Raw genomic sequence first — 23,470 nt, forward strand, 5'->3', positions numbered from 1 at the left:
AATTTAGGCGTTTTTACGTTTGTAGAATACGGCTAAAATAGCCGCTACCGTATAGATAATAAAAGCCGCCACGCCGCACAAAACGCAAAAATCAATCGTCATCTGCCAAAACAATTCGCCGGGAGACCTCAACACCCATTCGTATTCAGACGAGTATCTTGGATTGCGATAACCGATATAAGTGCCGTTAAAGTCCAAATTTATAAAAAATGTAGCCAACAAAGCAGCAAAAATCGAAACAATAAATCTTGTTACCGGATTTTCTTTTCTTGCTTGTTTCACCGCGCGAGCTTTATTCTCTTTACTGCCGCACAGCAAGCAAGCCGCGACGAAACCGACAAGCGTGACGACCTTGATGATCCCCATATAAGCGATACAAAACGCAGCCTTTTGCGTAAAATCGGTATGAGTAAAGGCTCGCTCTACTGCGGGGTAAATTTTAAGCGTGAGCTCAACGAAATCTCGTGCCAAAGAGGAACGAGCCAGCACGTCAAAAAGGCAATACAAAAATGCCCAGCGCGCAAAGAAAATAAAAAGCGCAAAGCCCGAGCAAAACGAATCCGAGCGTTTTGTTTTTGCCGTTTTGGCTTGCTTCTGTTTGCATTTGAAATCTCTTTAAATTTTGCCGCGCGTTTGTGAAGTAAATTTAAGACGCAAAGCGGGATGAAATTTCATACGAAGCCTTAAATTTGAGGGTAAATTTAAGCCCGCTTCAAATTTAGCGGGCTTGAGGATTTATTTAATCAAAGCCTTGAAAGTATCAACCGCGTCAAGCTTTTCCCACGGATATTTGGCGTTTCCGACTTGACCTTTGGCTGCTACTTTAGCGTATAAAAACGTATCCTTGCCAGGTTTATCTAGGCCGAATTTATTCGTGATCCAGCGCGGAGTGAGAGCGAAATTTTCGCTAACGAAATTTGACAGCATATCGTCGTTTACGCCCGCGATCTGCGTACCCATCGTATCGACGCTGACAGATGTAGGCTTTGCCATACCGATAGCGTAACTTAGCTGGACGATGCATTTTTTAGCAAGGCCGGCCGCGACGATGTTTTTAGCTATCCAGCGCGCCGCATAAAGGCCGCTGCGATCGACTTTCGTGTAGTCCTTGCTGCTTTGCGCGCCGCCGCCTATCGGGCTATATCCGCCAAAGCTATCTACGATGAGCTTGCGGCCGGTTAGTCCGCTGTCGTGAAGCGAGCTGTGATTTACGTATCGGCCGGTCGGGTTGATGTAGATGAGCGTTTTGCTTTTATCGTAAAGACCCTTTGGCAAACCAGCGTCGTCGATGAGAGTTTGCACTAGAGCGCGCAGCTCCTCTATCTTCATCGTCTCGACGCAAGGGGCCGAAACAACGATAGTATGGATGCTTTGAGGCTTGCAGTTTTCAAAGTTGTCTTTGGTGCCATAGTCTACGGTAACCTGAGTTTTGATATCGACGCCCAGCTTATCGGGATTAGCTTTGGCAAATTTATAAACCTTATCGCAAAGCATCCTGGCGTAGGTTATGGCTGCTGGCATATACTCGTTTGCTTCGCAGCTAGCAAAGCCAAACATTATGCCCTGATCTCCAGCGCCGATCTCGCCGCCTTCTTGATCGACGCCTTGATTTATATCCGCACTTTGCTGATTTATGCAAACCTTTATCTCGACGTCGTCTGGGTGTAGGCACTGCTCTTTCGTAAATTTAGACTTGCCGTCGTAGCCGATTTTAGCCAATGCGTTTTTAACGATACCTTCGTAGTCTTTAAAGCTTAACTTGACCTTAGAGTTTATCTCGCCGCCTATTATAATGTTTTTACCCGCGACAAAAACTTCGCTAGCGACGCGACCGTTTGGGTCTTGCATCAAGATCGTATCTACGATGCTGTCGGCGATGATGTCGGCGCATTTATCCGGGTGACCCGGGCTCACAACCTCAGAAGTAAATAAATACATGCTTTTCCTTTATGAAAACTAATCTCGCAATTGTAACATTTCATAATAAAATTCAAATTAATCTCGCTCAAAGCTTGTAAATTCCACGCAAATTCGGCTATAATCCTAAACTAATATTAAATTTTAAGGCAAGGACACTAGAATGTTTAGCAAACTAGCAAAAAGGTTCGCCGACGGAAATTTGATCGTTCAAATTTTAATCGGCATAGCTCTAGGCGCCGTTATCGGCTTTTGGACGCACTATCAGTCGGCTCCATATAACGAGCTAATCGCAAAAGGCGTGAGCGACGCAGCTCAATTAGCCGCAGCAAAAAAAGACCTAACCGACGTAGCAAATTCGGTCGCAAACTCTATCGCCGTTTTGGGTAACCTCTTCGTCGGCGCGCTTAAAGCTATCGCTCCGATCCTGGTTTTCGTACTAGTTGCGGCATCTATTATCGTAAAAGAATTCGGCCACGCAAAAGGCATGCAAAAGGTAGTTACGCTTTACCTAGTCGGCACTTTTCTAGCTGCCGTGGTAGCGGTTGTAGCTAGCTTTCTTTTCCCGATGGAGCTTGTGCTAAAAGGCGTCGAGAGTGCAAATATGAGCGCTCCGCAAGGCATCGTCGATGTTTTAAAAGACCTCATCTTTAAGATGGTTCAAAACCCTATCAGCGCGCTTTCTAGCGGCAACTACATCGGCATCATCACCTGGGCCGTGGGAGGCGGTATCGCGATGAGATTTTGCACGCAAGAAACCAAAAAAGTATTCCAAGACGTTAGCGACGGCGTGACTAAAATCGTTAGATTTATCATCCGCTTGGCGCCATTTGGTATCTTTGGTCTAGTTACTATCAGCATCCACGAGACGGGCTTTGAAGCGCTTGCAGGCTACCTAAAACTGATCCTAGTTCTAGTAGGCTCCATGGCTTTCGTATCCTTCGTCGTCTACCCTGCGATGGTGTTTGTAGTTACCAAGAAAAACCCATATCCGCTTGTTATGACTTGCGTCAGAGAGAGCGCGGTTACGGCGTTTTTCACTCGTTCGTCTGCGGCAAATATCCCCGTAAATATGGCGCTTTGCAAAAAACTAGGCCTAAAAGAGGAGCTATACTCGATCTCTATCCCGCTAGGAGCCACTATAAACATGGGCGGCGCAGCCGTAACTATCGGTATCTTAGCGCTTGCGGCGGTAAACTCGATCCCGTCTATCACGGTTGATTTTGGCGACGCGTTACTACTTTGCTTTATCTCGGCCCTTGGCGCGTGCGGGGCTTCTGGCGTCGCGGGCGGTTCGCTACTACTCGTGCCGCTTGCTTGCGCGCTATTTGGTATCGGTAATGACATCGCGATGCAGGTTGTGGGCGTAGGATTTATCATCGGCGTGATACAAGACTCGGTAGAAACAGCCGTAAATAGCGCCTCAGACGTGCTTTTCACTGCCGTAGCCTCAGAGACCATAGAGTAAATTTAAGGCCGCAAAATGAACGTTTGGGACTTGACCCCGCTTTTTAAAAATGAAAAAGAGCTGGAGACTTCGGCTCTTTCGTTACAAAGCGAGTGCGAAAAATTTGAGGCGAAATACTCGGATAAGTTCTTAAATTTAAGCGACGAGGAGTTTCTCTCCGCGCTTAACGAGTATGAAAATTTGCTAGAAAACATCGCTCGCGTACAAATTTATGTGAGCCTAGTTTTCTCAAAAGACACCTCAAAGGGCGCGTTTTACGCCAAATTTGACGAGCTAAGCTCAAAAGCGCAAAATCATCTGCTCTTTTTTGAGCTTAAATTTAACGAATTTGACGAAGCTAGGCAAAACAAAATCATCGCTAAAAGCCAAAGACTTGGCTACTATCTAGATAGTATCGCAAAAGAAAAAGCCCACCAGCTAAGCCTAAAAGAGGAGCAAATTTTACTGCGCACGGCAAACACGGGCGCGGATGGCTTCTCGCGGCTTTTTGACGAGACGCTAAGCGCGCTTAAGTTTAAATTTAAAGGCGAGATGCTAGGCGAAGAGGAGATCCTGTCCAAGCTTCACAGCCCCGACAGGGCCGAGCGAAAAGCAGCCGCAAAGAGCCTTTCAGATGGTCTTGCGCCGCAGCAGCATCTGCTTAGCTACATCTATAATATGATAAAAACCAGCCTAAAAACTAGCTGCGAGCTGAGGAAATTTGATCTACCAGAAAGTCCGCGGCATTTCTCAAACCAAACGACCAAAGCCAGCGTGGACGCGCTAATAAAGGCCGCTGAGACGAGCTTTGATCTGCCGATTAAATTTTACGAGAAAAAGCGCAAAATTTTAGGCTTTAAAAAGCTCTACGACTACGATAGATACGCACCGCTGGGCGAGAGCAAGAGCGTTTACAAATTTGACGAATGCAAAAAAATCGTGCTTGAGACTTTTTCTAAATTTAGCCCGAAATTCGGCGAGATAGCCACTCGCGCATTTAAAGAGGGTTGGATCGACGTCTATCCGGCCGAAAATAAACGAGGCGGCGCCTTTTCACAATCAGGCGTCGCAAAAGCCCACCCATACGTGCTTTTAAACCACACCGACGAGAGGCGGGATCTTTTCACGCTAGCGCACGAGCTAGGTCACGCCGCGCATCAAAATCTGGCCTATGAAAGCGTCGGATTTCTAAACGCCGACACGCCGCTAACTACGGCAGAAACGGCATCGGTGTTTTGCGAGATGCTGGTTTTCGATCACGTCAAAAGCACGCTAAAAGGCAAAGAAAAAACCGCCCTACTCGCTGGCAAGATCGAGGATATCTTCGCCACGCTTTACCGCCAGATAAACTTTACGACCTTTGAGCGCCGAGTTCACGCGCATGATGGCGAGATCAGCGCCGAGGAGCTAAATAAAATTTGGCTCGAAGAGAGCGCCAAAATGTTCGGCAAAAGCGTCGCGCTAAACGACTACTATAAAATTTGGTGGAGCTATATCCCGCACTTTATCCACACGCCGTTTTACTGCTACGCCTACTCTTACGCACAGCTTTTGGTGCTGGCTATTTTTGGACTTTATAAAAGCGGCAAATGCGAAAATTTCGTGCAAATTTACACCGAGTTTTTAAGCGCGGGCGGCTCGCGCTCGCCAAAAGAGCTGGTCAGGATGTTTGGCTTTGATATCGAGGACGCGGCATTTTGGCAGATCGGCATAAACGAGGTTAGTAAGCTAGTGGAGGAGTTTTGCAAAGAAGCGTAGCGAACGCAAATTTGATGCGCTTTAAAACGTAAATTTAAAAGCGCGTCAAATTTGACTAGCCGAGAACCGAGTCAGGGACAGCAATAAATTTGAAGCTAAATTTTGCGTTTATTTGAAGCTAAATTCGGCGCGGCGATGGGCGGTAAATTTGAGAAAATGTACAAAAGGAGGCAAAATGCTTGATGAAATTTTAGACGACGAGAGATTTGCGGCGATGATGAAGGAGCACGTTTTTGAGTGCGTGGAGTATCTGTTAAAAAACGACCGCTCCTTTTCGGCGATGGCCAACCTTGATCTGGTTAAATTTAACCCCGAGCTGCCGGAGTATATTATGAGCACTTTTACGGCGCCCGTGATTGTCTTTACGCTTGCGGGCTATACTTTTAGCAGCGCCAAGCTAACTCCGGACGAGTTAAGCTTTGAGGCGGGATTTGGCAAAGAAAATTTCGCCAGCGTCGTTAGCTTTCCGCTTGGAGCGATCGTGCAAATTTTAGTTGAAAACAGCCCGATTTTGGTAAATTTTTCCATTTACAAATCTCAAAAAAATCAACTCGAAAAGTCGTTGTCGGCGCTAATGTCAAACCCAAACAATAAAGATCTGTTTAAAAAGTGAACAAAATTTACCCGCCGTTTTGCTCAAATAAGCAGCTTTATAGCGCTTACTGCGCTTTGCATTTGCTTTTCGACAGATACAGGCTTCATCTTAAATTTACTAAATTTGCTTAAGCAAAATATTATCTTATTTACAGCGGTTTCACTAATAATAACCACCTGATTTCTTAATATAAAAAATTGATTTATAATTTTTAAACTAAATTCTAATTTTTTAATCAAAGTATAAACAAATATTTATTATCATTTCGTCTTTATAGCAAATGAATATCAAAACTATCGTTAATAAGGACGGAAATGAATCATCTTAAATTTTCTCTTGCCACTTTGCTTCTTTTGTCAAATTTAAATGCAAAAGAAGCCGAAGTCGAGCTAAAAGAAGTAACGGTTAGCGGCGAAGCGGAGGCGCAAAGCGATCCGCTACAAAAAAAGGTCGGCCAAAGCGTAAAAAGCTCCAAAGAACTGACTAAAACGCAAGTTTCTGATAACAAAGACCTAGTGCGATACGAAACTGGCATAACGACCGTGGAGGCCGGGCGTTTCGGCCAGAGCGGCTACGCAATAAGAGGCGTGGAAGAAAACCGCGTAGCTATCACGGTAGACGGCCTACATCAGGCTCAAACGCTAAGCTCGCAGGGTTTTAAAGAGCTATTTGAAGGATACGGAAACTTTAACAACACCCGCAACGGCGTAGAGTTTGAAACGCTAAAACAAGCCACCATCTCAAAAGGCGCAGACTCCGTTCGCACGGGCTCAGGCTCTCTGGGCGGCTCCGTGATGTTTGAAACAAAAGACGCAAGGGATCTTTTGCTGGATAAGGACTATTTTTACGGCTACAAGGGCGGTTACAACACAGCCGATAACCAAACCATGCACTCGCATACCTTAGCCGGTAGGTTTAAGTGGTTTGACATCATGGCCGTACAAACCAAACGCAGACATCACGAAACGGAAAACTACGGCTACAAAGACTATGACGGCAGCGTGCTAGGTAGAACCAGAGAAAAGGCCGACCCGTACTACATCAAAAAGACGAGCAACCTCATTAAGCTAGGCTTCCAACCTCACGAGGAGCATAGATTTACATTTATGTCCGATACTTACAAAAATACCTCTAAAGGCAACGATCTCTCTTATACGCTCACTCTTTCTAGTAACGCAGATGAAGTTATCGGCAGGGGCTTAAGACACAACGACGATATGATGGATAGGAAAAATCGCGCTTTTGCCTATGAAAATTTTAGTGAAACTCCGTTGTGGGATACGATGAAATTTACATACTCCAACCAAAAAATCAAATCTCGCGCCAGAACCGAAGAGCACTGCCAAGCAGGCGAAAACTGCCCTGAGATTTCAAACCCTATCGGACTTCAGGTTAAAAACAACAAAGTAGTCGATAAATATGGCGGCGAAGTAACCTTGCAAAGAACCCAAGAAGTAGATCCGCAGTACGGCGGGCTAATGTGGGTAAACAGACTCGTAGATAGCCAAGGAACCGTCCATGATCAGAAAAATTTTAGCATTAGTCAAAATGTCGGCAACACGTGGCTGGACTGCTCCGTATTTGACTGCTCCAAGCCTAATATCGACGTGCTAAAATACGACTACGCCACCGAGCAATACATAAAATCAACCGTCCCGCTAGATAAAAGCTACACCGACGCGCGAACAGGTAAGACGTTTAAACAAAGCTCAGAAAGCGGATATCTCATCACTCCGTACGGCAAAGGCTACATAAGCCGCGACTGGAAAGAGCGAGATCTAGACACAAACACCAAGCAGTTTAACTTAGACTTTAATAAATACGCCAAAACCGGCGACGTAGAGCACGATATCGCATACGGACTAAGCTTTGCTAAAACCGAAAAATCCATGACAAATAAGCAAGGCTACGATACCACAAGCAACCAATGGTGGGCGCCTAAGACTCTAGGTACGGATTTTACCGGTACGCCGTATACGTGCGAAAACGCGCCGCTAACGCTACTTTACGCGCTTTGCCCTAGAACCGAACCGCTCACGTCGTTTTTAATCCCCGTTAAAACAAAAGAAGGCGCACTATACCTCAACGACGATATGCGCGTAAACGACTGGTTGGGGATAAATTTAGGCTACCGCTACGACAAGATAAAATATAAACCAAACTACATCCCGGGCTCTACGCCTAAAATCCCGGACGATATGGTGCTAGGTCTTTTCGTACCGTATAATCCTAGCCCAGAGCCAAAATGGTGGGACTACGCAGATAGAGACGAGTGGAAAATAGCCCACGACGCATGGAAGCAAGAAGCGCCAAACAACGCGCTAGCAAATATAAAATACATCGCTAGGGATAAAAAATTTACGAATAGCTCTTATGCTATCGGAGCCGACATCGATCCGCTGGATTACTTTAGAGTGCAGCTAAAATACTCCAAAGGCTTTAGAGCACCGACCACAGACGAACTATATCTAGCGTTTAAGCATCCTGATTTTACCATCCAACCAAACCCGGATCTAAAACCTGAAATAGCTAAAACAAAAGAGCTTGCATTGACGCTACATGAGGATAAAAGCTTTATAACCACTAGCTTTTTTGAGACCAAATACGATAACTTTATCGACCTAATCTCTCTAGGCACTAAAAGCTATGCCACGGGCGGCGGCGGAAATACCATACCTTTTGCGCTATACGGCAACGTAAACCGCAGCAAGGCTACCGTACGCGGCTTTGAGATAAACTCTATGTTGCATTTTGGTCAAATTTCAGACGCGCTAGAGGGCTTTCACGCTAGCTACAAGCTAACGATGCAAAAAGGCAGAGTACAAACGGGTAACGACGGCAAAGTACCGATGAACGCAATCCAGCCGACCACTGCGATCTATGGTCTAGGATACGCAAGCCCGGCGGATAAATTCGGCGCCGACATCTACGTAACTAACGTCGCATCTAAAAAAGCAAAAGACACCTATAATATGTTCTGGCGCCTAGACACCGACCCATACGGCAACCCGTACAATACAAACAGCCACTCTAAATGGCGAAGCAACGCCTACACCCTAGTAGATGTCGTAACTTACGTGCGCCCGATTAAAAATTTGACGTTTAGACTGGGCGTTTACAACCTAACCAACGAAAAATACATCACTTGGGACGCTGCGCGCTCCATAAGGCCGTTTGGCACCATGAACATGATCGATAGAACCACGGGACTAGGTATCAACCGCTTCTACTCTGCGGGAAGAAATTTCAGACTAAACTGGGAATTTACGTTTTAAGCCGCATTCTTATTCAGACGGGCTCTTTGCCCGTCTCCTTGATTTTATTTTTATACATTTTTCACTTTTAAATTTGACCGTAAATTTGAAGTTATAAAAATCGCCAAACCCAGATTGCTCCCGATTTGGCTTTACGCGAGAGTATTTAAATTTAGGCGCCGCAAAAAGCTAAATTTGCTCAAATTTGGCGCGTACGCTAAAGCGAATTAAAAATTAAAACTAGTCTTGATCTTTAGAAATTTATGTAGCACTTCCTCGTTTTCTTTTAACGCGGCGGCATAGACCGAGCGAGTGAGCTTAAATTTAGCGATATTTATCTCAAATAGTCTGCCGTTTTTTAGCTCGTTTTCGATCAAAAATCTCGGCAAAAACGCCACGTACGTATCGGCATGGTTTGACGCCAACGCGCGACAGACCATTATCGAGCCGTCTAGCGAATACGCCACGTCAAGCGCATGCGCGTCCACGCCGTGTTTTTGCAAGATATCATCCAGATAAGTTCGCGTCCTATCTTTGATAAATTTAAACTTGATAAGCTCCTCAGGCTTCACGCTTTCGGCGATTTTTTTATTTGAAACCAAAATAAGCTCGTAGTCAAATAGCTTTTTAACGAGCAAGCTGCTATCAAGCGACTGCTCAAGGATGATTGCGATGTCGCTGCGGCGGTCTTTTAGGTAGTTTATGAGCTCGTTTTGCTCCTTTATCCTGATGTCTAGCTCGCTGCCTACGCTTTGCGAGATTTTATCCAGCAGTATCGAGATGACCGCTTCGGCGATGAGCTGCGTGGTGGCGATTACTAGCGGTAATTTGTCCGTTTTTATACGCGCCAACTCGTCTTTAAAGCGAAACATAGCGCTCTCAAACTGAGTACAAAGCTTATAAAATTTCTCGCCCTCGTGAGTTAGGACGATGCCGTTTTTCTTACGCATTATTAGCGTGGTTTGTAGCATCTCCTCGAGCTTTTTCATCTGCAAGGTGACTGCGGGCTGCGAGATACCTAGAGCCCTTGAAGCCTTTGAGAAACTTCTTTCTTTCACTATCTCCATAAAGGTATAAAATTTACTAAAATCATTGATCATATCGGGCTCCTTATTATTATATCAGCTTATAAAATCATCTTTTTAATATTGTATTGATTTATATCTGAAAACGCTCTTAATCAGACCCAAATTTAAATCAGCGGCCATTTTTAAGCTTATTTTGTTAGAATTTAATCATTTTAATAAATAAAGCAGGAAATTTAATGCCCGATTTACTAGACGAACTCAACGAAAGCCAGCGCGAGGCGGCCTCGCATACCGACGGAGCGATGCTGATTTTAGCCGGGGCCGGCAGCGGTAAAACCAAAACCATCACCACTCGCCTAGCCTATCTCATAAGCAAGCTTGGCATCCCGCCGTCAAATACCTTAACGCTAACCTTCACCAACAAAGCCGCAAGCGAAATGCGAACCCGCGCGCTAAAAATGCTAGGCGACGCAGGTAAAAATTTCACTCCGCTGCTTTGCACTTTCCACAAATTCGGGCTTTTGTTTTTGAAATTTTACATCGACCGCCTAAAGCGCAAAAACAACTTCGTAATCATCGACACGGACGATAAAAAGCGTATCTTAAAAGGCTTTGAGGGCGATATCCCGACCTCGGTGCTAGCTAGCGAGATCTCAAATTTTAAAAACTCGCTTTTAAGCGTAGAAGAGGTACTAAATCACGGCGGCATGTTTGCAAACGGGCACAATTTCAAAGACGGCTACCACGCAAAGCTGGCAAATATCTACAAACTCTACGAGGAGTACTTGGCGGCAAACAACCTCGTGGATTTTGACGACCTGCTCTGCCTTAGCTATAAAATTTTAGACGAGGACGACGCTCTAGCGCGCGAGATCTCGCGCAGGTACGCCTACGTGATGGTGGACGAGTATCAAGACACCAACGACTTGCAGTACAAGCTCCTACGCAAACTCTGCCTAACGCACGAAAATATCGCGGTCGTTGGCGACGATGATCAGAGTATCTACGGCTGGCGCGGCGCAAAAATCGAAAATATATTAAATTTCAAAGATCAGTTTAAAGACGCAAAAGTCATAAGACTAGAGCAAAACTACCGCTCAACGAGTCAAATTTTACGCGCAGCAAACGAGCTCATCGATCACAACAGAAACCGCCTCGGCAAAGAGCTAAAAAGTACCAAAGAAGGCGGCGAGGACGTCGCGCTAATGGAATCAGACGACGAAACGATGGAGAGCCTAAAGGTAGCCAAACGCATCAAAAAGCTGCTTGATAGCGGCGCGCAGGCTAGCGATATCGCAATCTTGTACCGCATAAACGCCCTCTCCCGCTCGCTCGAAGAAGGTCTAACCAAAGAAAAAATCCCGTACAAAATGGTCGGCGGAGTTAAATTCTACGAGCGTGCCGAGGTCAAGGACGTCATCAGCTACCTAAGGCTAGTCGCGAACGAAAACGACGACTTCTCGCTAAAGCGCGTCATCAACCGCCCAAAACGCGGCCTAGGCAAAGTAAGCCTCGCAAAGATCGAAAAGATCGCCTTTGAGCATAAATTTTCGCTATTTGAAGCGATATCTAGCCTGGACGAAAACGACAAGGATCTAAGCAAAAAGATCGTCTCAAGCCTTGGCGAATTTGCGGCAAATTTAAGAGAGCTAAAAGAGTGCGACTCGCCCTATGAGCTAGTGGATAAACTAGAAGCCAAATTCGGCATCAAAAAATACTACGAGAGCTTGCCTGACGGCGCCGAGCGCGTGGCGAACATAGACGAGTTTTACGCTACGATCAAGGATCAAATCAAGCAAAACCCAAGCTTTTCTATCGAGGAGTTTTTAAACGAGATCGCGCTGCAAAGCGAGCAGGATAATATCGGCGGCGAGGCAATCTCGATCATGAGCATCCACGCTAGCAAAGGCCTTGAGTTCGAGCATCTTTTCGTTATCGGGCTTGAGGAAGGGTTCTTCCCGCTCCTTGGCGACGGCAGCGACATCGAGGAGGAGCGACGACTAGCCTACGTCGCCATCACCCGCGCTAAAAAAACGCTAACGCTAAGCTTTGTAAATTCGCGCTTTTACAAAGGTCAGCGAACGAGGCTAGAAAAGAGCAGATTTTTAAGCGAGGCCGGCGTTTGCAGCGGTAGCCTCATCATCCAGACGCAAACGCAGACCGCCGGCGAATACAAAAAAGGCGACCTCGTCAAGCATAAAATTTTTGGCATCGGGCGCGTGACGGCGGTAACGAAGATCAAAAAAGAGCTAAAACTAACGATAAATTTCGGCGGAATCAGCCGTGAGATAATGTCTAGCTTCGTCGAAAAAGCGGTGTAAAATGGGTAAATTTGAGGCTAGTCGCGCCAAATGCGGCGTTAAATTTGATCAAATTTATGCGCTCAAATTTGACGCTCTATGCTTAAATTTAAAAAGCAACGCAAATTTAACGCAACCTCCAAAGGTCAAATTTAAATGAACGCGCTTTTTGTCGCAAACAAGCCAGCTGGCATAAGCTCAAATCATTTTTTAAGCAGGCTAAAGCGTAAATACGGCGTCAAAAAAGCGGGCTTTTCCGGCACGCTTGATCCATTTGCCAGCGGTTGCCTCATCGTGGCTCTGGGCAATCACACGCGGCTTTTTAACTACATAGATAAAACGCCCAAAATTTACGAAGCGACCATGTGGCTGGGTGCAACTAGCGCTAGCTTAGACAACGAAAACATCGAGGAAATCCAGCTTTGTCCGCCGTTAAATTTAGCCGACATAAAAGCGGCGCTAGCCGAGCTAAAAGGCGAGATCGCCTACGTACCGCCCAAATTTAGCGCCAAGCACATAGACGGCAAGCGCGCCTATGAGCTAGCAAGAGCTGGCGAGGAGTTTGAGCTAAAAAGCCAAACGATGAACGTTTTTGATGTAAATTTGACTGCGTATATGCATCCTTTTTTGAGCTTTCGCATTAGCGTTAGCGAGGGCTCGTACGTGCGCTCGTATGCTCAAATTTTAGCCGCAAAGCTTGGCGTAAAAGCAACTCTAAGCGCGCTAAAACGCGTGAGCGAAGGTAAATTTATTTACGAAAACGAGCGATTTTTAAATCCGCTTGATTTTATCTCATTGCCGCGAAACGAATATCTAGGCGACCCCGCAGACGTAATGCTGGGCAAAAAACTGAGCGCCGAGGGGCTAAAATTTGGCGCCGAGGGGCTATATTTAATAAACTTTGATGAATTTTTTAGTATCATTGAAATCAAAGACGAAACCGTAACATATAAACTAAATAAGGTCGAAAAATGCTAATACTCGCAAGAAAAGAAGACGAAAGCATAATGCTGGGAAACGATATCAAAATCACGGTTGTAGGCATCTCAAAAGGCGGCGTAAAAATCGGCATCGACGCGCCTAAAAATATGATGATCCTGCGCTCGGAGCTAGTAGAAGACGTAGCGGCGGAAAACAAACAAGCCCTAAACGGCGCGGGCGAAGCGAGCCTAAAAGAGCTCAGCGATAAAATCGTAAAATAATGAAAAGCTACGCGAAAATCAACTCCTTTTTAAAGATCGTCGGCACTCGCGGCAACTACCACGAGATCGTCTCTCGCTTTGTTTTGCGGCGCGAGATTTACGACGAAATTTTCTTTGAAAAAGCGGACGGCTTCACGCTTGAGTGCGATAACGAAAATATCGAAAACAATATCGTTTTAAAGGCCAAATTTGAGCTTGAAAAAGCGGGCTTTAAAAACGAGCTGGACGAGTTTTTCGTATCGCATAAAATCGTGATAAAAAAGCAAATCCCGCTAGGCGCGGGTCTGGGCGGAGGCAGCTCAAACGCGGCTACGTTTTTAAAGATGGCAAACGAGGAGTTAAATCTAAAACTAACTCGCGAAAATTTGATGAAAATAGGCGCAAATATCGGAGCGGACGTGGCGTTTTTCGCTAGCGATTTCGAGGCGGCAAATGTCGGCGGTATCGGCGAGATAATAAGCGAGTTTAAAGACGAAGTGTCCGCCATAGAAATTTTAACGCCTGACGTATTTTGCTCGACGCCCGCGGTTTACGGCGAATTTAGGGCAAATTTTATGGATAGTATCGATGTAAATTTGGCGGTAAAAATGCGCGAAATGACGACTGCGCAGCTGCTGGAGCGATACGAAAATCACAAACTAAACGATCTTTTTGCGCCGTGTTTTAAAATTTATCCGCAGATGGATAAATTTAGGGATTTTTTCCTAAGCGGTAGCGGCGCGAGCGTGTTTTTCTTAAAATAAAAAGGTAAAAAATGGGTAAGGATTTAGCCAAAAATAAAAAGGCTCTGTTTGACTTTAGCATCATCGAGACCTTCGAAGCGGGCATCGTGCTAAAGGGCAGCGAGGTAAAGGCTCTGCGGGCGGGCCGAGCAAATCTAAAAGATAGCTTCGCGCGCGTGATAAAGGGCGAGCTGTTTTTGCTAAACGCGCACATCAGCCATCTAAACACGACGCACTCGGCGTTTCGCCCGGACGAGCGAGCTCCGAGAAAACTACTGATGCACCGCAAGCAGATAGATAAAATTTTCGGTCAAGTCACGCAAGATGGCCTCACGCTAGTGGTTTTAGCGCTCTATCTAAACGATAAAAACATCGTAAAGGCGCGGGTTGCGCTAGCAAAAGGTAAAAACCTGCACGATAAGCGCGAGACGATAAAACGCAAAGAAGCCGACAAAGAAGCGCGCGCGGCGATGAAAAAATATGCTTAAGGAAAATCGGTGCCGTACGTAAATATAAAAATCACAAAAGAAAAAGAAGCCGTAACTGCCGAGCAAAAGCGCGCGCTCATAGCCGGCGTAACGAAACTGCTGGGCGATACGCTAAAGCGCGACGCGAGCAGAACCGTCGTCGTGATAGAGGAAGTTAGTACTGACGACTACGGATTTGGCGGCGAAAGCATAACCGAACTAAGATCAAAACAAGGAAAATAATATGAAAAAAACTATGAAGGCGATTTTGGCGGCTTTGGCCTGTGTGGTATTTCTAGCAGGCTGCGGCGAGGACGAGACGGCGAAGGCTCCCGTAAAGATAGAGGGCTATAAAACGGGCGAGGAGATCGCGCTAAAGAGCGTGTTTGGCAAAGACCTCACGCTAAAGCGCGTCGAAGGAGGATTTGTTATCAAGGGCGACGAGGATAAAATTTTGATGTTTGATATATTCGGCACGTTTTGTCCGCCGTGTCAAAAAGAAGCTCCCGATCTCACCAAATTTCAGATCGACAATCTAAACGATTTTACGATCGTGGGGCTAACGCACTTTGAAAACGTCACGAACGAGTACGTAGTAGAAAATTTCGCGCAAAAATACAACGCCTTTTACTTTATCTCAAACGACATAAAGACAAATGACAAGCTTTCGGCTCAAATTTTAGAGGATATAAAATACGAGCGACTCGAGAGCGTGCCGATAAAAATGGTGCTAAAAGGTGGCGTATATCAGGAGCTAACCGACGTAGATAGTGGAAAATTCGGCGTGAAATACTACCTAGGCGGCATCCATCTAGACGCGATGACGAAGGATTTTGAGAGAATAAAAAATGCCCGCTAAAACCGCCACCGAGCGGGAGCACGGCATAGACGTAAAGGAAAAACCGGAATTTCCGCGTAAATTTAAGGTTGTTTTACTAAACGACGACGTTACGAGTATGGATTTCGTCGTGAGCGTGCTGGTCGAGATTTTTCACCATACAGCCCAAAGCGCGGTAACGGTGATGTTAAAAATCCACAACGAAGGCAGCGGAGTGGCGGGCATCTACAATAAAGAGATCGCCCAAACCAAACAAAACCAAACGCTAAAAGCCGCCGCCGCCGCGGGCTACCCGCTAAAGGCCGTCGTCGAGGAAGAATAGGCCGCAAAAATGGGCGCGCAAAAGGCGCAAAGAGGAGGAAATGATGTTTGACTCGGATTTAAGCTATCTTTTGGAAAAGGCCGGGCAGTTTGCCTACTCGAATTTTCACGAGTATCTAACCAGCGAGCACGTGCTTTTCGTGCTGGTAAATTTAAACGAAGAGACTAGAGATATCCTAGCCGACGCGGGTCTAACCGACGTCGAGGGACTAAAAAGCGATCTAAAAAACTATCTACTGCAAACCAACGAGCAGGTGCCGCACCACAAACAGCCGCGCATGACGGTGCTTTTGGAACAAATTTTTAAAGAGCTAAACACAGAGCTAAAAGATAAAAACGTCGGTATCAGGGATTTGCTCTTTAAAATCGCGGCCAGAGGCGACACGTACGGGGCTAAAATTTTAGAATTTTACGACGTCGATCCGCAAAAGATCAAGCAATCAACAAAAGACGACAAGCAGGCTCGCGCCAAAAACTTCCAAAACCTTGCCAAATACTCGTCAAATTTAACCAAACTAGCCGCCAAGGGCAAAATAGACCCGATTATCGGGCGAGAAAACGAGCTAGTAAGGCTAATGCAAACACTAAGCCGCCGCAAGAAAAATAATCCAATCCTAGTAGGCGAAGCGGGCGTGGGCAAGACCGCCGTTGTAGAGGGGCTTGCGCTAAAAATCGCAAACGGCGAAGTGCCGCAACGCCTAAAACAGGCGCAAATTTTCGCACTAGATATCGGCGCGATGATAGCTGGTACGAAATACCGCGGCGACTTTGAAAAACGTCTAAAAGACGTGATGGACGAGGTGGCCGAGCAGGAGGACGCGATAGTTTTTATCGACGAGATCCACACGATCGTGGGCGCGGGAGCTACAAACGGCGGCGGGCTTGATATGTCAAATTTACTAAAGCCAGCGCTTGCAAACGGCTCACTGCGCTGCATCGGAGCGACGACTTACGCAGAGTATCGCAGCTTTTTTGAAAAAGAAAAAGCCCTCTCGCGCCGATTTGCTAAAATCGACGTCGTAGAGCCGAGCACAGACGAGAGCGTCGAGATCCTAAAAGGGCTTCGCGCCAAATACGAGAGCTTTCACGGCGTCAAATTTAGCGACGAAATTTTAGCTAAAAGCGTGGAGCTAGCTAAAAAATATCTAAACGATAGATTTTTGCCAGATAGCGCCATCGATCTAATCGACGAGGTCGGCGCGGCTCTAGCCCTGCAAAACAGAAGCAAAACCGTAAAAATGTCCGATCTAAGCACGGTTTTGAGCAAGATGGCAAATATCCCAGATACCAATCTAAAATCAGACGCCGCGGCAAATTTGAAAAACCTAGCACAAAGGCTAAAGTCTGAAATCTTCGGTCAAGACGAAGCCATAGACGCTCTAGTAGCGGCGATCAAGCGCTCGTATGCAGGGCTAAAGCAGCCAAACGCGCCCGTTGGAGTATTTTTATTTACAGGCTCAAGCGGCGTGGGTAAAAGCGAGCTAAGCGCGGCTCTAGCGCGAAATTTGGGCGTGCATTTCGAGCGGTTTGATATGAGCGAATACATGGAAAAGCATAGCGTCTCGCGTCTCATCGGCGCGCCTCCGGGGTATGTCGGGTTTGAAGAAGGCGGCATACTCACAAACGCCGTTAAAAAGCACCCTTATAGCGTGATTTTATTTGACGAGATCGAAAAAGCTAGCGACGAGATGATAAACGTCTTTTTGCAAATTTTTGACAGCGCGAGCCTCACGGATAACACGGGCGCAAAGAGCGATTTTCGCAACGCCGTCATCATAATGAGCTCAAATTTGGGCTCAAAAGAGGCGCCGACGCTGGGCTTTAGCAAGGACGAAAGCGGCAAAGCGGACTCGGCGGTAAAGGGATTTTTCAGCCCTGAGTTTCGCAACCGCATCGATAAAATCGTGCATTTTAACGACCTTGGCGAGGACGCGCTAGGCCTCATCGCGCAAAAAATCATTAACGAGATAAACTCAAGCCTCGCCGAGAAAAAAGTCGTCATAAAAGCCTCCGCCGAAGCTAAAAAATACCTCTGGCAAAAGGGTTATAGTAAAGAATTCGGCGCGCGAAATCTAAAACGCCTGGTCCAAGACGAGATCTCGACCAAGCTTAGCGACGAGATACTTTTCGGTGTGCTAAAAAACGGCGGCGTCGCAAATATCATGCTAAAAAACGGCGAGCTGGCGTTTAAATTTGAAGCCACAAAATAAGCGGTCGCGGGGTCAAATTTGCAAAAAATCTATAACTTTCCCGACCCCGCAAAAGCCCCAGCAAACTCCCCTCTAGCCCTCGGCGGCGATCTAAGCGCGCAGGCGCTTTTGCAAGCTTACGACAAAGGCATTTTCCCGTGGTTTTTGCCCGGCGAGCCCATATACTGGTGGTCGCCAGACCCGCGCGCGGTGCTGATTCCAGGCGAAGTGCACGTGCAACAAAGCATAAAATCCGCGCTTAAAAAATTTGAAGTACGGTTTGATTACGACTTTGAAAATTTCCTAAAAATCTGCAAAAGCGAGCGCGAAAAACGCGAATCCACATGGCTATCGGGAGATATCGTGCGCGCCTACGTAAATTTGCATCGTCTGGGCATATCGCATAGCGTAGAGGTTTATGAGGACGGCGAGCTGGCGGGCGGACTTTACGGGCAAATTTTTGGCAAGGTCTTTTGCGGAGAGAGTATGATCAGTCTAAAAACCGGCGCGTCAAAAGTCGCCCTCATCTCGCTTTGCCGCGCTTTAGAGCCGTTTGATTTTCTCATCGACTGCCAGGTTATGAACGATCATCTAAAATTTATGGGCGCAAAAGCGATGAGGCGAAGCGAGTTTTTATCCAAATTTAACGAACTAAAAAATCAGCCTAGCGGGTTTGGCGAATTTAAAAATTTAGCCTAAATTTGGAACGTCTTTTGCTTATTATCTCGTAAAATTTAAAGAAAAAGGCAAGAAAATGTTCGCAGGCATCCAAACCTCAAAATCAAAACCGCTCGTAGAAAGCGCGCTGGCAAGCAGAAATTTACGCCAGCAGATGATTTCTGGCAACATAGCAAACATCGACACGCCTTTTTACAAAGCCCGCGATATCGCGTTTGAAGCGGCCCTATCGCAAACAGCGCAAGAGATCTACGGCAAAGACGAAAATAAAATTTTAAAACTCGCGCAAACAGACGGTGCGCACTTTCCTCGCGTGGATTTTCCGGCGTCAAACGGGGCGACGATATTTTTACGCGACGGACACATGGCACGAAACGACGCAAACACCGTCGATCTAGACGTGGAAACAACTGAGCTTAGCAAAAACGCGATAATGGTAACCGCACTTGATCGCGCCATGAGGCAAAGCGGCCAGATATTTAAAAACGTGATCGACGCTAGCAGTAAAATTTAAGGATAGATTATGAGCAATTATTTAAGCGACTTTGATATCAGCGGATACGGACTAAGCGCCCAGCGCTTTAGAATGAATGTCATTAGCTCCAATATCGCCAACGCAAATACTGTGCGAACGGCGGAAGGCGGTCCGTATAGACGCCGCGAGGTGATATTTAAGGCGGTTGATTTTGATAGCGTACTAAACAACGAAGTGGCGAAAAAACATAACTTGCTCGAATACGAGAACCCGTTAGACGATAAATTCTATACAAAAGACGCAAAACCTGCTATAATGAGCGTCGTAGTTGACAAGATAGTGCGCGACGATAAGGATTTTAAGCTAAAATACGATCCGTCTCACCCAGACGCCGACGCGAGGGGCTACGTAGCGTACCCAAACATCAATCCCGTCATCGAAATGGCGGATCTAATCGAAGCCACGCGTGCCTATCAGGCAAACGTTTCGGCATTTCAGTCGGCTAAAACGATCGCTCAAAGCGCGTTAGAATTATTACAAGGTTAAATTTTATGACAAATATAGATAAAATCGGCTCGGTCGCTTCACCGTTTGAAAAAAAAGAAGCAAAAACTCTACAAAATCAAAAAGGCGAGTTAAATTTTGGCGACGTACTAGATAGCTCGCTAAAAGAGCTAAACGAGATACAAATAAACGCAGACAAAGCCATCGCCGATCTAGCTACGGGCGAGGTAAAAGATCTACATCAAGCAGCCATCGCCATCGGCAAGGCCGATACGTCGATGAAACTCATGCTAGAGATCCGCAACAAGGCCCTAAGCGCATACAAAGAAATCTCAAGAACGCAAATTTAAACCTTGAATCAGCGAAAATCAAAAACAATCGCTTTATTTGCGTTTATTCTGTTTTTCATCTGCATATTTTTGGTAGTTATCTTTTACCGCGCAAATATCGAAAGACGACTGCCAAAACTAGAAACTAGCGACATAAACACGGCCCTACGCGGCAACATAATAACAAAAGACGGCTTTAGTATCACCGGCAGCCAAAAGCTCTACAAAGTGATGGTAGATACTAGAAACATCGACCCCGATAAAAAAGATCTATTTATCAAGCTTTACTGTATATATAGCGGCGACGATATCAAGCGCGTAACTAAAATCATCAACAGCCAAAAAGGCGCCGTTACGCTATCCTATAAGATCGATGCCAAGGGCGCGGCGTATCTACAGGAGCTATCAAAAAAGCTGTATAGAAAAAAAATCTTTATCCCGTACGAAGACCCTAGCACAGGAGCTGCGATACTGCGTAATATGAGCATAATAGAAAGCGGCGAAAGTAGACAATACGTCGCAGCCGACGCGCTCACGCCAATGATAGGCTACGTAAAAAAGGTCGAAAAAGACGGTATCACCAAAACAGAGGGCGTAAAAGGCGTAGAAAAAGCCTACGAATACTACATCTCCTCGATCCAAGATGCCAAACTGATAGGCCCGAAAGATATCGGAAACAACATCATCTTAACCAGCGATTCAAATTTAGCTAACCGCGTGGACGGATACGATATCATCCTAAACGCCTCGCTAAAATTTCAAACTAGGCTAGAGCAAATCATTGACGAAAAAAAGGAATTTTTAAATGCAAAAGAGATAATAGTAGGCGTCATGGACTCAAAAACTGGTGGCCTACTAGCGCTTGCCAGCACATCACGCTACAGCCCGTCAAATATCAGAAAACAAGACTACAAATCGCTAAACTCCTCGGCAACCGAGTATGCATACGAGGTCGGTTCGGTATTTAAACCGTTTATTTTCGCCATTCTTTTAGCAAATGATAAAATCAATCCGCTCGAGCGAATAAACACCTACAACGGCGTCTACCAGCTAGGCAAACGCACGATAAAAGACACGCACCCAGAGCCATTTCTCACGGCTGAGGATATCATCGTATACAGCTCAAATATCGGCATGATACAGATCGCCCAGCGTCTAGACGGTTCTCAAATTTACTCAGGGCTTTTAAATTTCGGCTTCATGCAAAAAACAGGCATCGACATGCCGTACGAGCAAGTTGGAAATATGCCGCCAGCAGCCAAGCTAAATTCACAAATTTACAAAGCCACGATCAGCTATGGATACGGTTTGCAGGCGACTTTTATCCAGCTTTTAAAGGCGTATAACGTATTTAATAACAAAGGCGTAATGGTAACGCCAAAGGTCGTAGACTCGCTCTATAAAGACGGTAAATTTTTCGTCGTAAACGACCCTAAACCCGTCGAAGCAATAAGCCAAGAAGCAGCCGAAAGAATGAAACATATTTTAATAAAAACCGTTGAAATCGGTACTGGCAAAAGAGCAAAAGTGGAGGGACTAGAAATCGGCGGCAAAACAGGCACTGCGCATATCGCCACGACCGGAGGCTATGCAAATACCTATAACGGCTCGTTTTTTGGATTTGTTAACGACTCACAAGGCAACAGCTACACGATAGGAGTTTTAGCCAGAGAGCCAAAGAAGCCGTATTATTATTTTGGCGCCCAGAGTGCGCTACCGACATTTAAAGCGGCCATAGAGTTGATGGTAGAAGAGGGATTTTTAAAACCGGATGAAAATTTGACAACCCTAGAGCAGGCTGCTCCGCCCGCAGAAAATACAGAGAAAAAAAATACAAAATCAAATTCCAAAAATAAACAAAAAAAGAATTAACTTTCACGCATTTATATGCCATTTAATATTGATACACTCTATTTAAATACGTTTCAATACTTATCTATGCTCAAATCTTTACGTCCCTCCTCCTCCGACAGCCGCCTTGCCTAGCGATAAATATCACAATACGGCAAATGATAAAATCAAGCGTAGCTGCAAAAATACTTTCATGATTTTATTTTTTAGTTTTATCACATTTCTATATTTACTCCCAATTTAATACTACATTAGACAAATGCAACTCTTGCGTCATTTTACTCTTACCCATAATGAATCCAATAAAGCAACTTCGTATCACATACAACGCATCCAAGCACATCCTTACAAATTATATAAATTAAACTGAAAGATTTTTGTATAAAAACGCAAACATGCAAACTGGGCGAATAACCGTCGCTTGGGCAATCTTTATGGGCACGTGAACGCCGCATAAAACAGCGCGCAGAATTTCTCGCGATTTTGTAAATTATCGTATGAAATGAGAATTTTAGGTCAAAGAAAAAAGAGCGAGATAAGTGCGTAGTGGTGGGGGTTTGAGATGAGATTTTTCTCATTTCAATGAAATTGACAAAGTGTTGAAAGGGGTTGCGAACAGTTGACAAAAATCATACACTTTGGCGACAGCGGTTAGAAAAGCGTAAAAAAGTGTTTAGAGCAGCGATAGAATGGGCGTTATATCGTTTAAGCAAAAAAGCACAAAAAACGGTTAAATTTTTAGCCCTCGCCCCAAATACGCCATTATGAGCCATTGTATCCGCACCGCAAAATTCGGAGTGTCTTTTTTAAGTTTTTGGCATTAAGACACATTAAGACACAAAAAATGTGCCTTAATGTGTCTTAATTAAAAAAGCATGTGTCTTAATGGATTTTTTGGATTAATCATCATTGTAGAAATATCTTAAATGATACATTTTATCACCTTGCCGACAATTTGGCAAGATCCGCAAGTATCTTCGTCCAACTCAAAACTCTCATAGTCTTTGTTTGTGCTTTTGATATATAGATTTCCGCGCGGCGTTTTTTGAAGTATTTTAACCATAAGATTGTCGTTGTACATAATCACATACAGCCCGTCGCCCTTAAATTCTTTCATTTTTTCAAAAATAACCCAGTTGTCGGGATGAAGCATCGGCACCATCGAATAGCCGTCTACTTGCGCCATACGTAGTTTTTCATTTTTCATTATAGTTTTAAAGAAAGTGGCAGGAACAAAAAACCTCTCATCCTCGTCTATAACGTCGACTTCCGTTATGTCTACGCTCGTACCCGCGCCGACCTTTTGATTTAGTTTTTTTATCCAGTATCCATTTACCACTTCATCGGCATTATATTCGTTTTTACGAATACCATCCAACAGGAAATCCATAGAAGTATCATATTCGTCGGCTATTTTATACAAAATATCCATGGGCACCTTATCTCTCTCAATCCAGCCCGCAATTGTAGACGGCGTTTTACCTATTTTTTGTGATAGCTGATTTCTGTTTTTTACACCTACAATCTCATAAATTCTATCCAATATTTCCCCTGCTGCCATGCGCTCACCTCTATATTTTGATAAAATATTCGTA

General features: G+C 45.2%; 23 protein-coding genes. 19 read left to right on the forward strand and 4 right to left on the reverse strand.

The annotated features are described in order from the left end of the window. Positions 1–3 precede the first annotated feature (3 nt). Both CSUNSWCD_RS07195 and metK read right to left on the reverse strand, forming a co-directional pair. A complete protein-coding gene (locus CSUNSWCD_RS07195) occupies positions 4–471 on the reverse strand; it encodes a hypothetical protein (RefSeq protein ID WP_241091494.1) in 468 nt (155 codons plus the stop codon). Positions 472–735: 264 nt separating this feature from the next. Next, a complete protein-coding gene (metK, locus tag CSUNSWCD_RS07200) occupies positions 736–1,938 on the reverse strand; it encodes a methionine adenosyltransferase (protein ID WP_009495223.1) in 1,203 nt (400 codons plus the stop codon). Positions 1,939–2,080: 142 nt separating this feature from the next. Between metK and sstT the strand changes: the two genes are divergently transcribed. The 4 genes from sstT (at position 2,081) to CSUNSWCD_RS07225 (ending at position 8,992) form a co-directional block, all read left to right on the forward strand. Further along, on the forward strand, positions 2,081–3,385 hold the full coding sequence (gene sstT, locus CSUNSWCD_RS07205) for a serine/threonine transporter SstT (RefSeq protein ID WP_009495224.1): 1,305 nt from the start codon (positions 2,081–2,083) through the stop codon (positions 3,383–3,385). A gap of 15 nt (positions 3,386–3,400) precedes the next feature. Then, on the forward strand, positions 3,401–5,122 hold the full coding sequence (locus CSUNSWCD_RS07210; protein WP_009495225.1) for a M3 family oligoendopeptidase: 1,722 nt from the start codon (positions 3,401–3,403) through the stop codon (positions 5,120–5,122). A gap of 175 nt (positions 5,123–5,297) precedes the next feature. Continuing rightward, on the forward strand, positions 5,298–5,735 hold the full coding sequence (locus CSUNSWCD_RS07215; RefSeq protein WP_034964576.1) for a hypothetical protein: 438 nt from the start codon (positions 5,298–5,300) through the stop codon (positions 5,733–5,735). A gap of 296 nt (positions 5,736–6,031) precedes the next feature. Next, a complete protein-coding gene (locus tag CSUNSWCD_RS07225; protein WP_009495228.1) occupies positions 6,032–8,992 on the forward strand; it encodes a TonB-dependent hemoglobin/transferrin/lactoferrin family receptor in 2,961 nt (986 codons plus the stop codon). Positions 8,993–9,198: 206 nt separating this feature from the next. Here the strand turns inward: CSUNSWCD_RS07225 and CSUNSWCD_RS07230 are convergent, their stop codons facing one another. After that, positions 9,199–10,071: a LysR family transcriptional regulator gene (locus tag CSUNSWCD_RS07230; protein WP_009495229.1), complete on the reverse strand. Its 873-nt coding sequence runs from the start codon at positions 10,069–10,071 to the stop codon at positions 9,199–9,201. Between the two features lie 164 nt (positions 10,072–10,235). Here CSUNSWCD_RS07230 and CSUNSWCD_RS07235 point away from each other — a divergent pair, with 164 nt between their 5' ends. From CSUNSWCD_RS07235 to CSUNSWCD_RS07300, 15 genes are read left to right on the forward strand one after another with little or no spacing between them, the layout of a single operon-like run. Further along, positions 10,236–12,320 carry an ATP-dependent helicase gene (locus CSUNSWCD_RS07235; RefSeq protein ID WP_009495230.1) on the forward strand — a complete coding sequence of 695 codons (2,085 nt, stop codon included), beginning with the start codon at positions 10,236–10,238 and terminating at the stop codon, positions 12,318–12,320. 1 nt (position 12,321) lies between these two features. Next, the gene (locus CSUNSWCD_RS11460; RefSeq protein ID WP_009495231.1) at positions 12,322–12,459 is read left to right on the forward strand and encodes a hypothetical protein; all 138 of its coding nucleotides are present in this window, start codon (positions 12,322–12,324) and stop codon (positions 12,457–12,459) included. Then, on the forward strand, positions 12,456–13,277 hold the full coding sequence (gene truB / locus CSUNSWCD_RS07240) for a tRNA pseudouridine(55) synthase TruB (RefSeq protein ID WP_009495232.1): 822 nt from the start codon (positions 12,456–12,458) through the stop codon (positions 13,275–13,277). The genes CSUNSWCD_RS11460 and truB overlap by 4 nt, the downstream gene beginning before the upstream one ends. After that, the gene (csrA, locus tag CSUNSWCD_RS07245; protein WP_002946591.1) at positions 13,271–13,501 is read left to right on the forward strand and encodes a carbon storage regulator CsrA; all 231 of its coding nucleotides are present in this window, start codon (positions 13,271–13,273) and stop codon (positions 13,499–13,501) included. The genes truB and csrA overlap by 7 nt, the downstream gene beginning before the upstream one ends. Continuing rightward, entirely contained in the window at positions 13,501–14,244 is a 744-nt protein-coding gene (locus CSUNSWCD_RS07250) for a 4-(cytidine 5'-diphospho)-2-C-methyl-D-erythritol kinase (RefSeq protein WP_009495233.1), read from the forward strand. Before csrA ends, CSUNSWCD_RS07250 begins: the two co-directional genes overlap by 1 nt. A gap of 11 nt (positions 14,245–14,255) precedes the next feature. After that, positions 14,256–14,711, forward strand: a complete 456-nt coding sequence (gene smpB / locus CSUNSWCD_RS07255; protein ID WP_009495234.1) for an SsrA-binding protein SmpB — start codon at positions 14,256–14,258, stop codon at positions 14,709–14,711. A 9-nt stretch (positions 14,712–14,720) separates the two neighbouring features. Then, positions 14,721–14,933 carry a 2-hydroxymuconate tautomerase family protein gene (locus CSUNSWCD_RS07260; protein WP_009495235.1) on the forward strand — a complete coding sequence of 71 codons (213 nt, stop codon included), beginning with the start codon at positions 14,721–14,723 and terminating at the stop codon, positions 14,931–14,933. 1 nt (position 14,934) lies between these two features. Further along, entirely contained in the window at positions 14,935–15,549 is a 615-nt protein-coding gene (locus CSUNSWCD_RS07265; protein WP_009495236.1) for a TlpA family protein disulfide reductase, read from the forward strand. Next, the gene (locus CSUNSWCD_RS07270; protein WP_009495237.1) at positions 15,539–15,850 is read left to right on the forward strand and encodes an ATP-dependent Clp protease adaptor ClpS; all 312 of its coding nucleotides are present in this window, start codon (positions 15,539–15,541) and stop codon (positions 15,848–15,850) included. Before CSUNSWCD_RS07265 ends, CSUNSWCD_RS07270 begins: the two co-directional genes overlap by 11 nt. A 43-nt stretch (positions 15,851–15,893) precedes the next feature. Then, the gene (locus CSUNSWCD_RS07275) at positions 15,894–18,059 is read left to right on the forward strand and encodes an AAA family ATPase (protein WP_009495238.1); all 2,166 of its coding nucleotides are present in this window, start codon (positions 15,894–15,896) and stop codon (positions 18,057–18,059) included. 18 nt (positions 18,060–18,077) lie between these two features. Further along, positions 18,078–18,737 (forward strand): leucyl/phenylalanyl-tRNA--protein transferase, encoded by a 660-nt coding sequence (aat, locus tag CSUNSWCD_RS07280; protein ID WP_009495239.1) that lies wholly within the window; start codon positions 18,078–18,080, stop codon positions 18,735–18,737. Positions 18,738–18,792: 55 nt separating this feature from the next. Beyond that, entirely contained in the window at positions 18,793–19,230 is a 438-nt protein-coding gene (flgB, locus tag CSUNSWCD_RS07285; protein ID WP_002950896.1) for a flagellar basal body rod protein FlgB, read from the forward strand. Between the two features lie 9 nt (positions 19,231–19,239). Continuing rightward, the gene (flgC, locus tag CSUNSWCD_RS07290; RefSeq protein ID WP_009495240.1) at positions 19,240–19,737 is read left to right on the forward strand and encodes a flagellar basal body rod protein FlgC; all 498 of its coding nucleotides are present in this window, start codon (positions 19,240–19,242) and stop codon (positions 19,735–19,737) included. 5 nt (positions 19,738–19,742) lie between these two features. After that, entirely contained in the window at positions 19,743–20,045 is a 303-nt protein-coding gene (gene fliE, locus CSUNSWCD_RS07295; protein ID WP_009495241.1) for a flagellar hook-basal body complex protein FliE, read from the forward strand. Positions 20,046–20,048: 3 nt separating this feature from the next. After that, the gene (locus CSUNSWCD_RS07300) at positions 20,049–21,896 is read left to right on the forward strand and encodes a peptidoglycan D,D-transpeptidase FtsI family protein (protein WP_009495242.1); all 1,848 of its coding nucleotides are present in this window, start codon (positions 20,049–20,051) and stop codon (positions 21,894–21,896) included. Between the two features lie 901 nt (positions 21,897–22,797). Here the strand turns inward: CSUNSWCD_RS07300 and CSUNSWCD_RS07305 are convergent. Beyond that, on the reverse strand, positions 22,798–23,436 hold the full coding sequence (locus CSUNSWCD_RS07305; protein ID WP_034964583.1) for a LexA family transcriptional regulator: 639 nt from the start codon (positions 23,434–23,436) through the stop codon (positions 22,798–22,800). Positions 23,437–23,470: the final 34 nt, after the last annotated feature.

Origin of the sequence: Campylobacter showae CSUNSWCD (genome assembly GCF_000313615.1) — a bacterium.
Lineage (GTDB): Bacteria > Campylobacterota > Campylobacteria > Campylobacterales > Campylobacteraceae > Campylobacter_A > Campylobacter_A showae_A.

Coding starts and splice junctions, on each gene's coding strand:
- metK (WP_009495223.1), bottom strand. CDS start 1,938: ATGTATTTATTTACTTCTGAGGTTGTGAGCCCGGGTCACCCGGATAAA.
- sstT (WP_009495224.1), top strand. CDS start 2,081: ATGTTTAGCAAACTAGCAAAAAGGTTCGCCGACGGAAATTTGATCGTT.
- CSUNSWCD_RS07210 (WP_009495225.1), top strand. CDS start 3,401: ATGAACGTTTGGGACTTGACCCCGCTTTTTAAAAATGAAAAAGAGCTG.
- CSUNSWCD_RS07215 (WP_034964576.1), top strand. CDS start 5,298: ATGCTTGATGAAATTTTAGACGACGAGAGATTTGCGGCGATGATGAAG.
- CSUNSWCD_RS07225 (WP_009495228.1), top strand. CDS start 6,032: ATGAATCATCTTAAATTTTCTCTTGCCACTTTGCTTCTTTTGTCAAAT.
- CSUNSWCD_RS07230 (WP_009495229.1), bottom strand. CDS start 10,071: ATGATCAATGATTTTAGTAAATTTTATACCTTTATGGAGATAGTGAAA.
- CSUNSWCD_RS07235 (WP_009495230.1), top strand. CDS start 10,236: ATGCCCGATTTACTAGACGAACTCAACGAAAGCCAGCGCGAGGCGGCC.
- CSUNSWCD_RS11460 (WP_009495231.1), top strand. CDS start 12,322: ATGGGTAAATTTGAGGCTAGTCGCGCCAAATGCGGCGTTAAATTTGAT.
- truB (WP_009495232.1), top strand. CDS start 12,456: ATGAACGCGCTTTTTGTCGCAAACAAGCCAGCTGGCATAAGCTCAAAT.
- csrA (WP_002946591.1), top strand. CDS start 13,271: ATGCTAATACTCGCAAGAAAAGAAGACGAAAGCATAATGCTGGGAAAC.
- CSUNSWCD_RS07250 (WP_009495233.1), top strand. CDS start 13,501: ATGAAAAGCTACGCGAAAATCAACTCCTTTTTAAAGATCGTCGGCACT.
- smpB (WP_009495234.1), top strand. CDS start 14,256: ATGGGTAAGGATTTAGCCAAAAATAAAAAGGCTCTGTTTGACTTTAGC.
- CSUNSWCD_RS07265 (WP_009495236.1), top strand. CDS start 14,935: ATGAAAAAAACTATGAAGGCGATTTTGGCGGCTTTGGCCTGTGTGGTA.
- CSUNSWCD_RS07270 (WP_009495237.1), top strand. CDS start 15,539: ATGCCCGCTAAAACCGCCACCGAGCGGGAGCACGGCATAGACGTAAAG.
- CSUNSWCD_RS07275 (WP_009495238.1), top strand. CDS start 15,894: ATGTTTGACTCGGATTTAAGCTATCTTTTGGAAAAGGCCGGGCAGTTT.
- flgB (WP_002950896.1), top strand. CDS start 18,793: ATGTTCGCAGGCATCCAAACCTCAAAATCAAAACCGCTCGTAGAAAGC.
- flgC (WP_009495240.1), top strand. CDS start 19,240: ATGAGCAATTATTTAAGCGACTTTGATATCAGCGGATACGGACTAAGC.
- fliE (WP_009495241.1), top strand. CDS start 19,743: ATGACAAATATAGATAAAATCGGCTCGGTCGCTTCACCGTTTGAAAAA.
- CSUNSWCD_RS07305 (WP_034964583.1), bottom strand. CDS start 23,436: ATGGCAGCAGGGGAAATATTGGATAGAATTTATGAGATTGTAGGTGTA.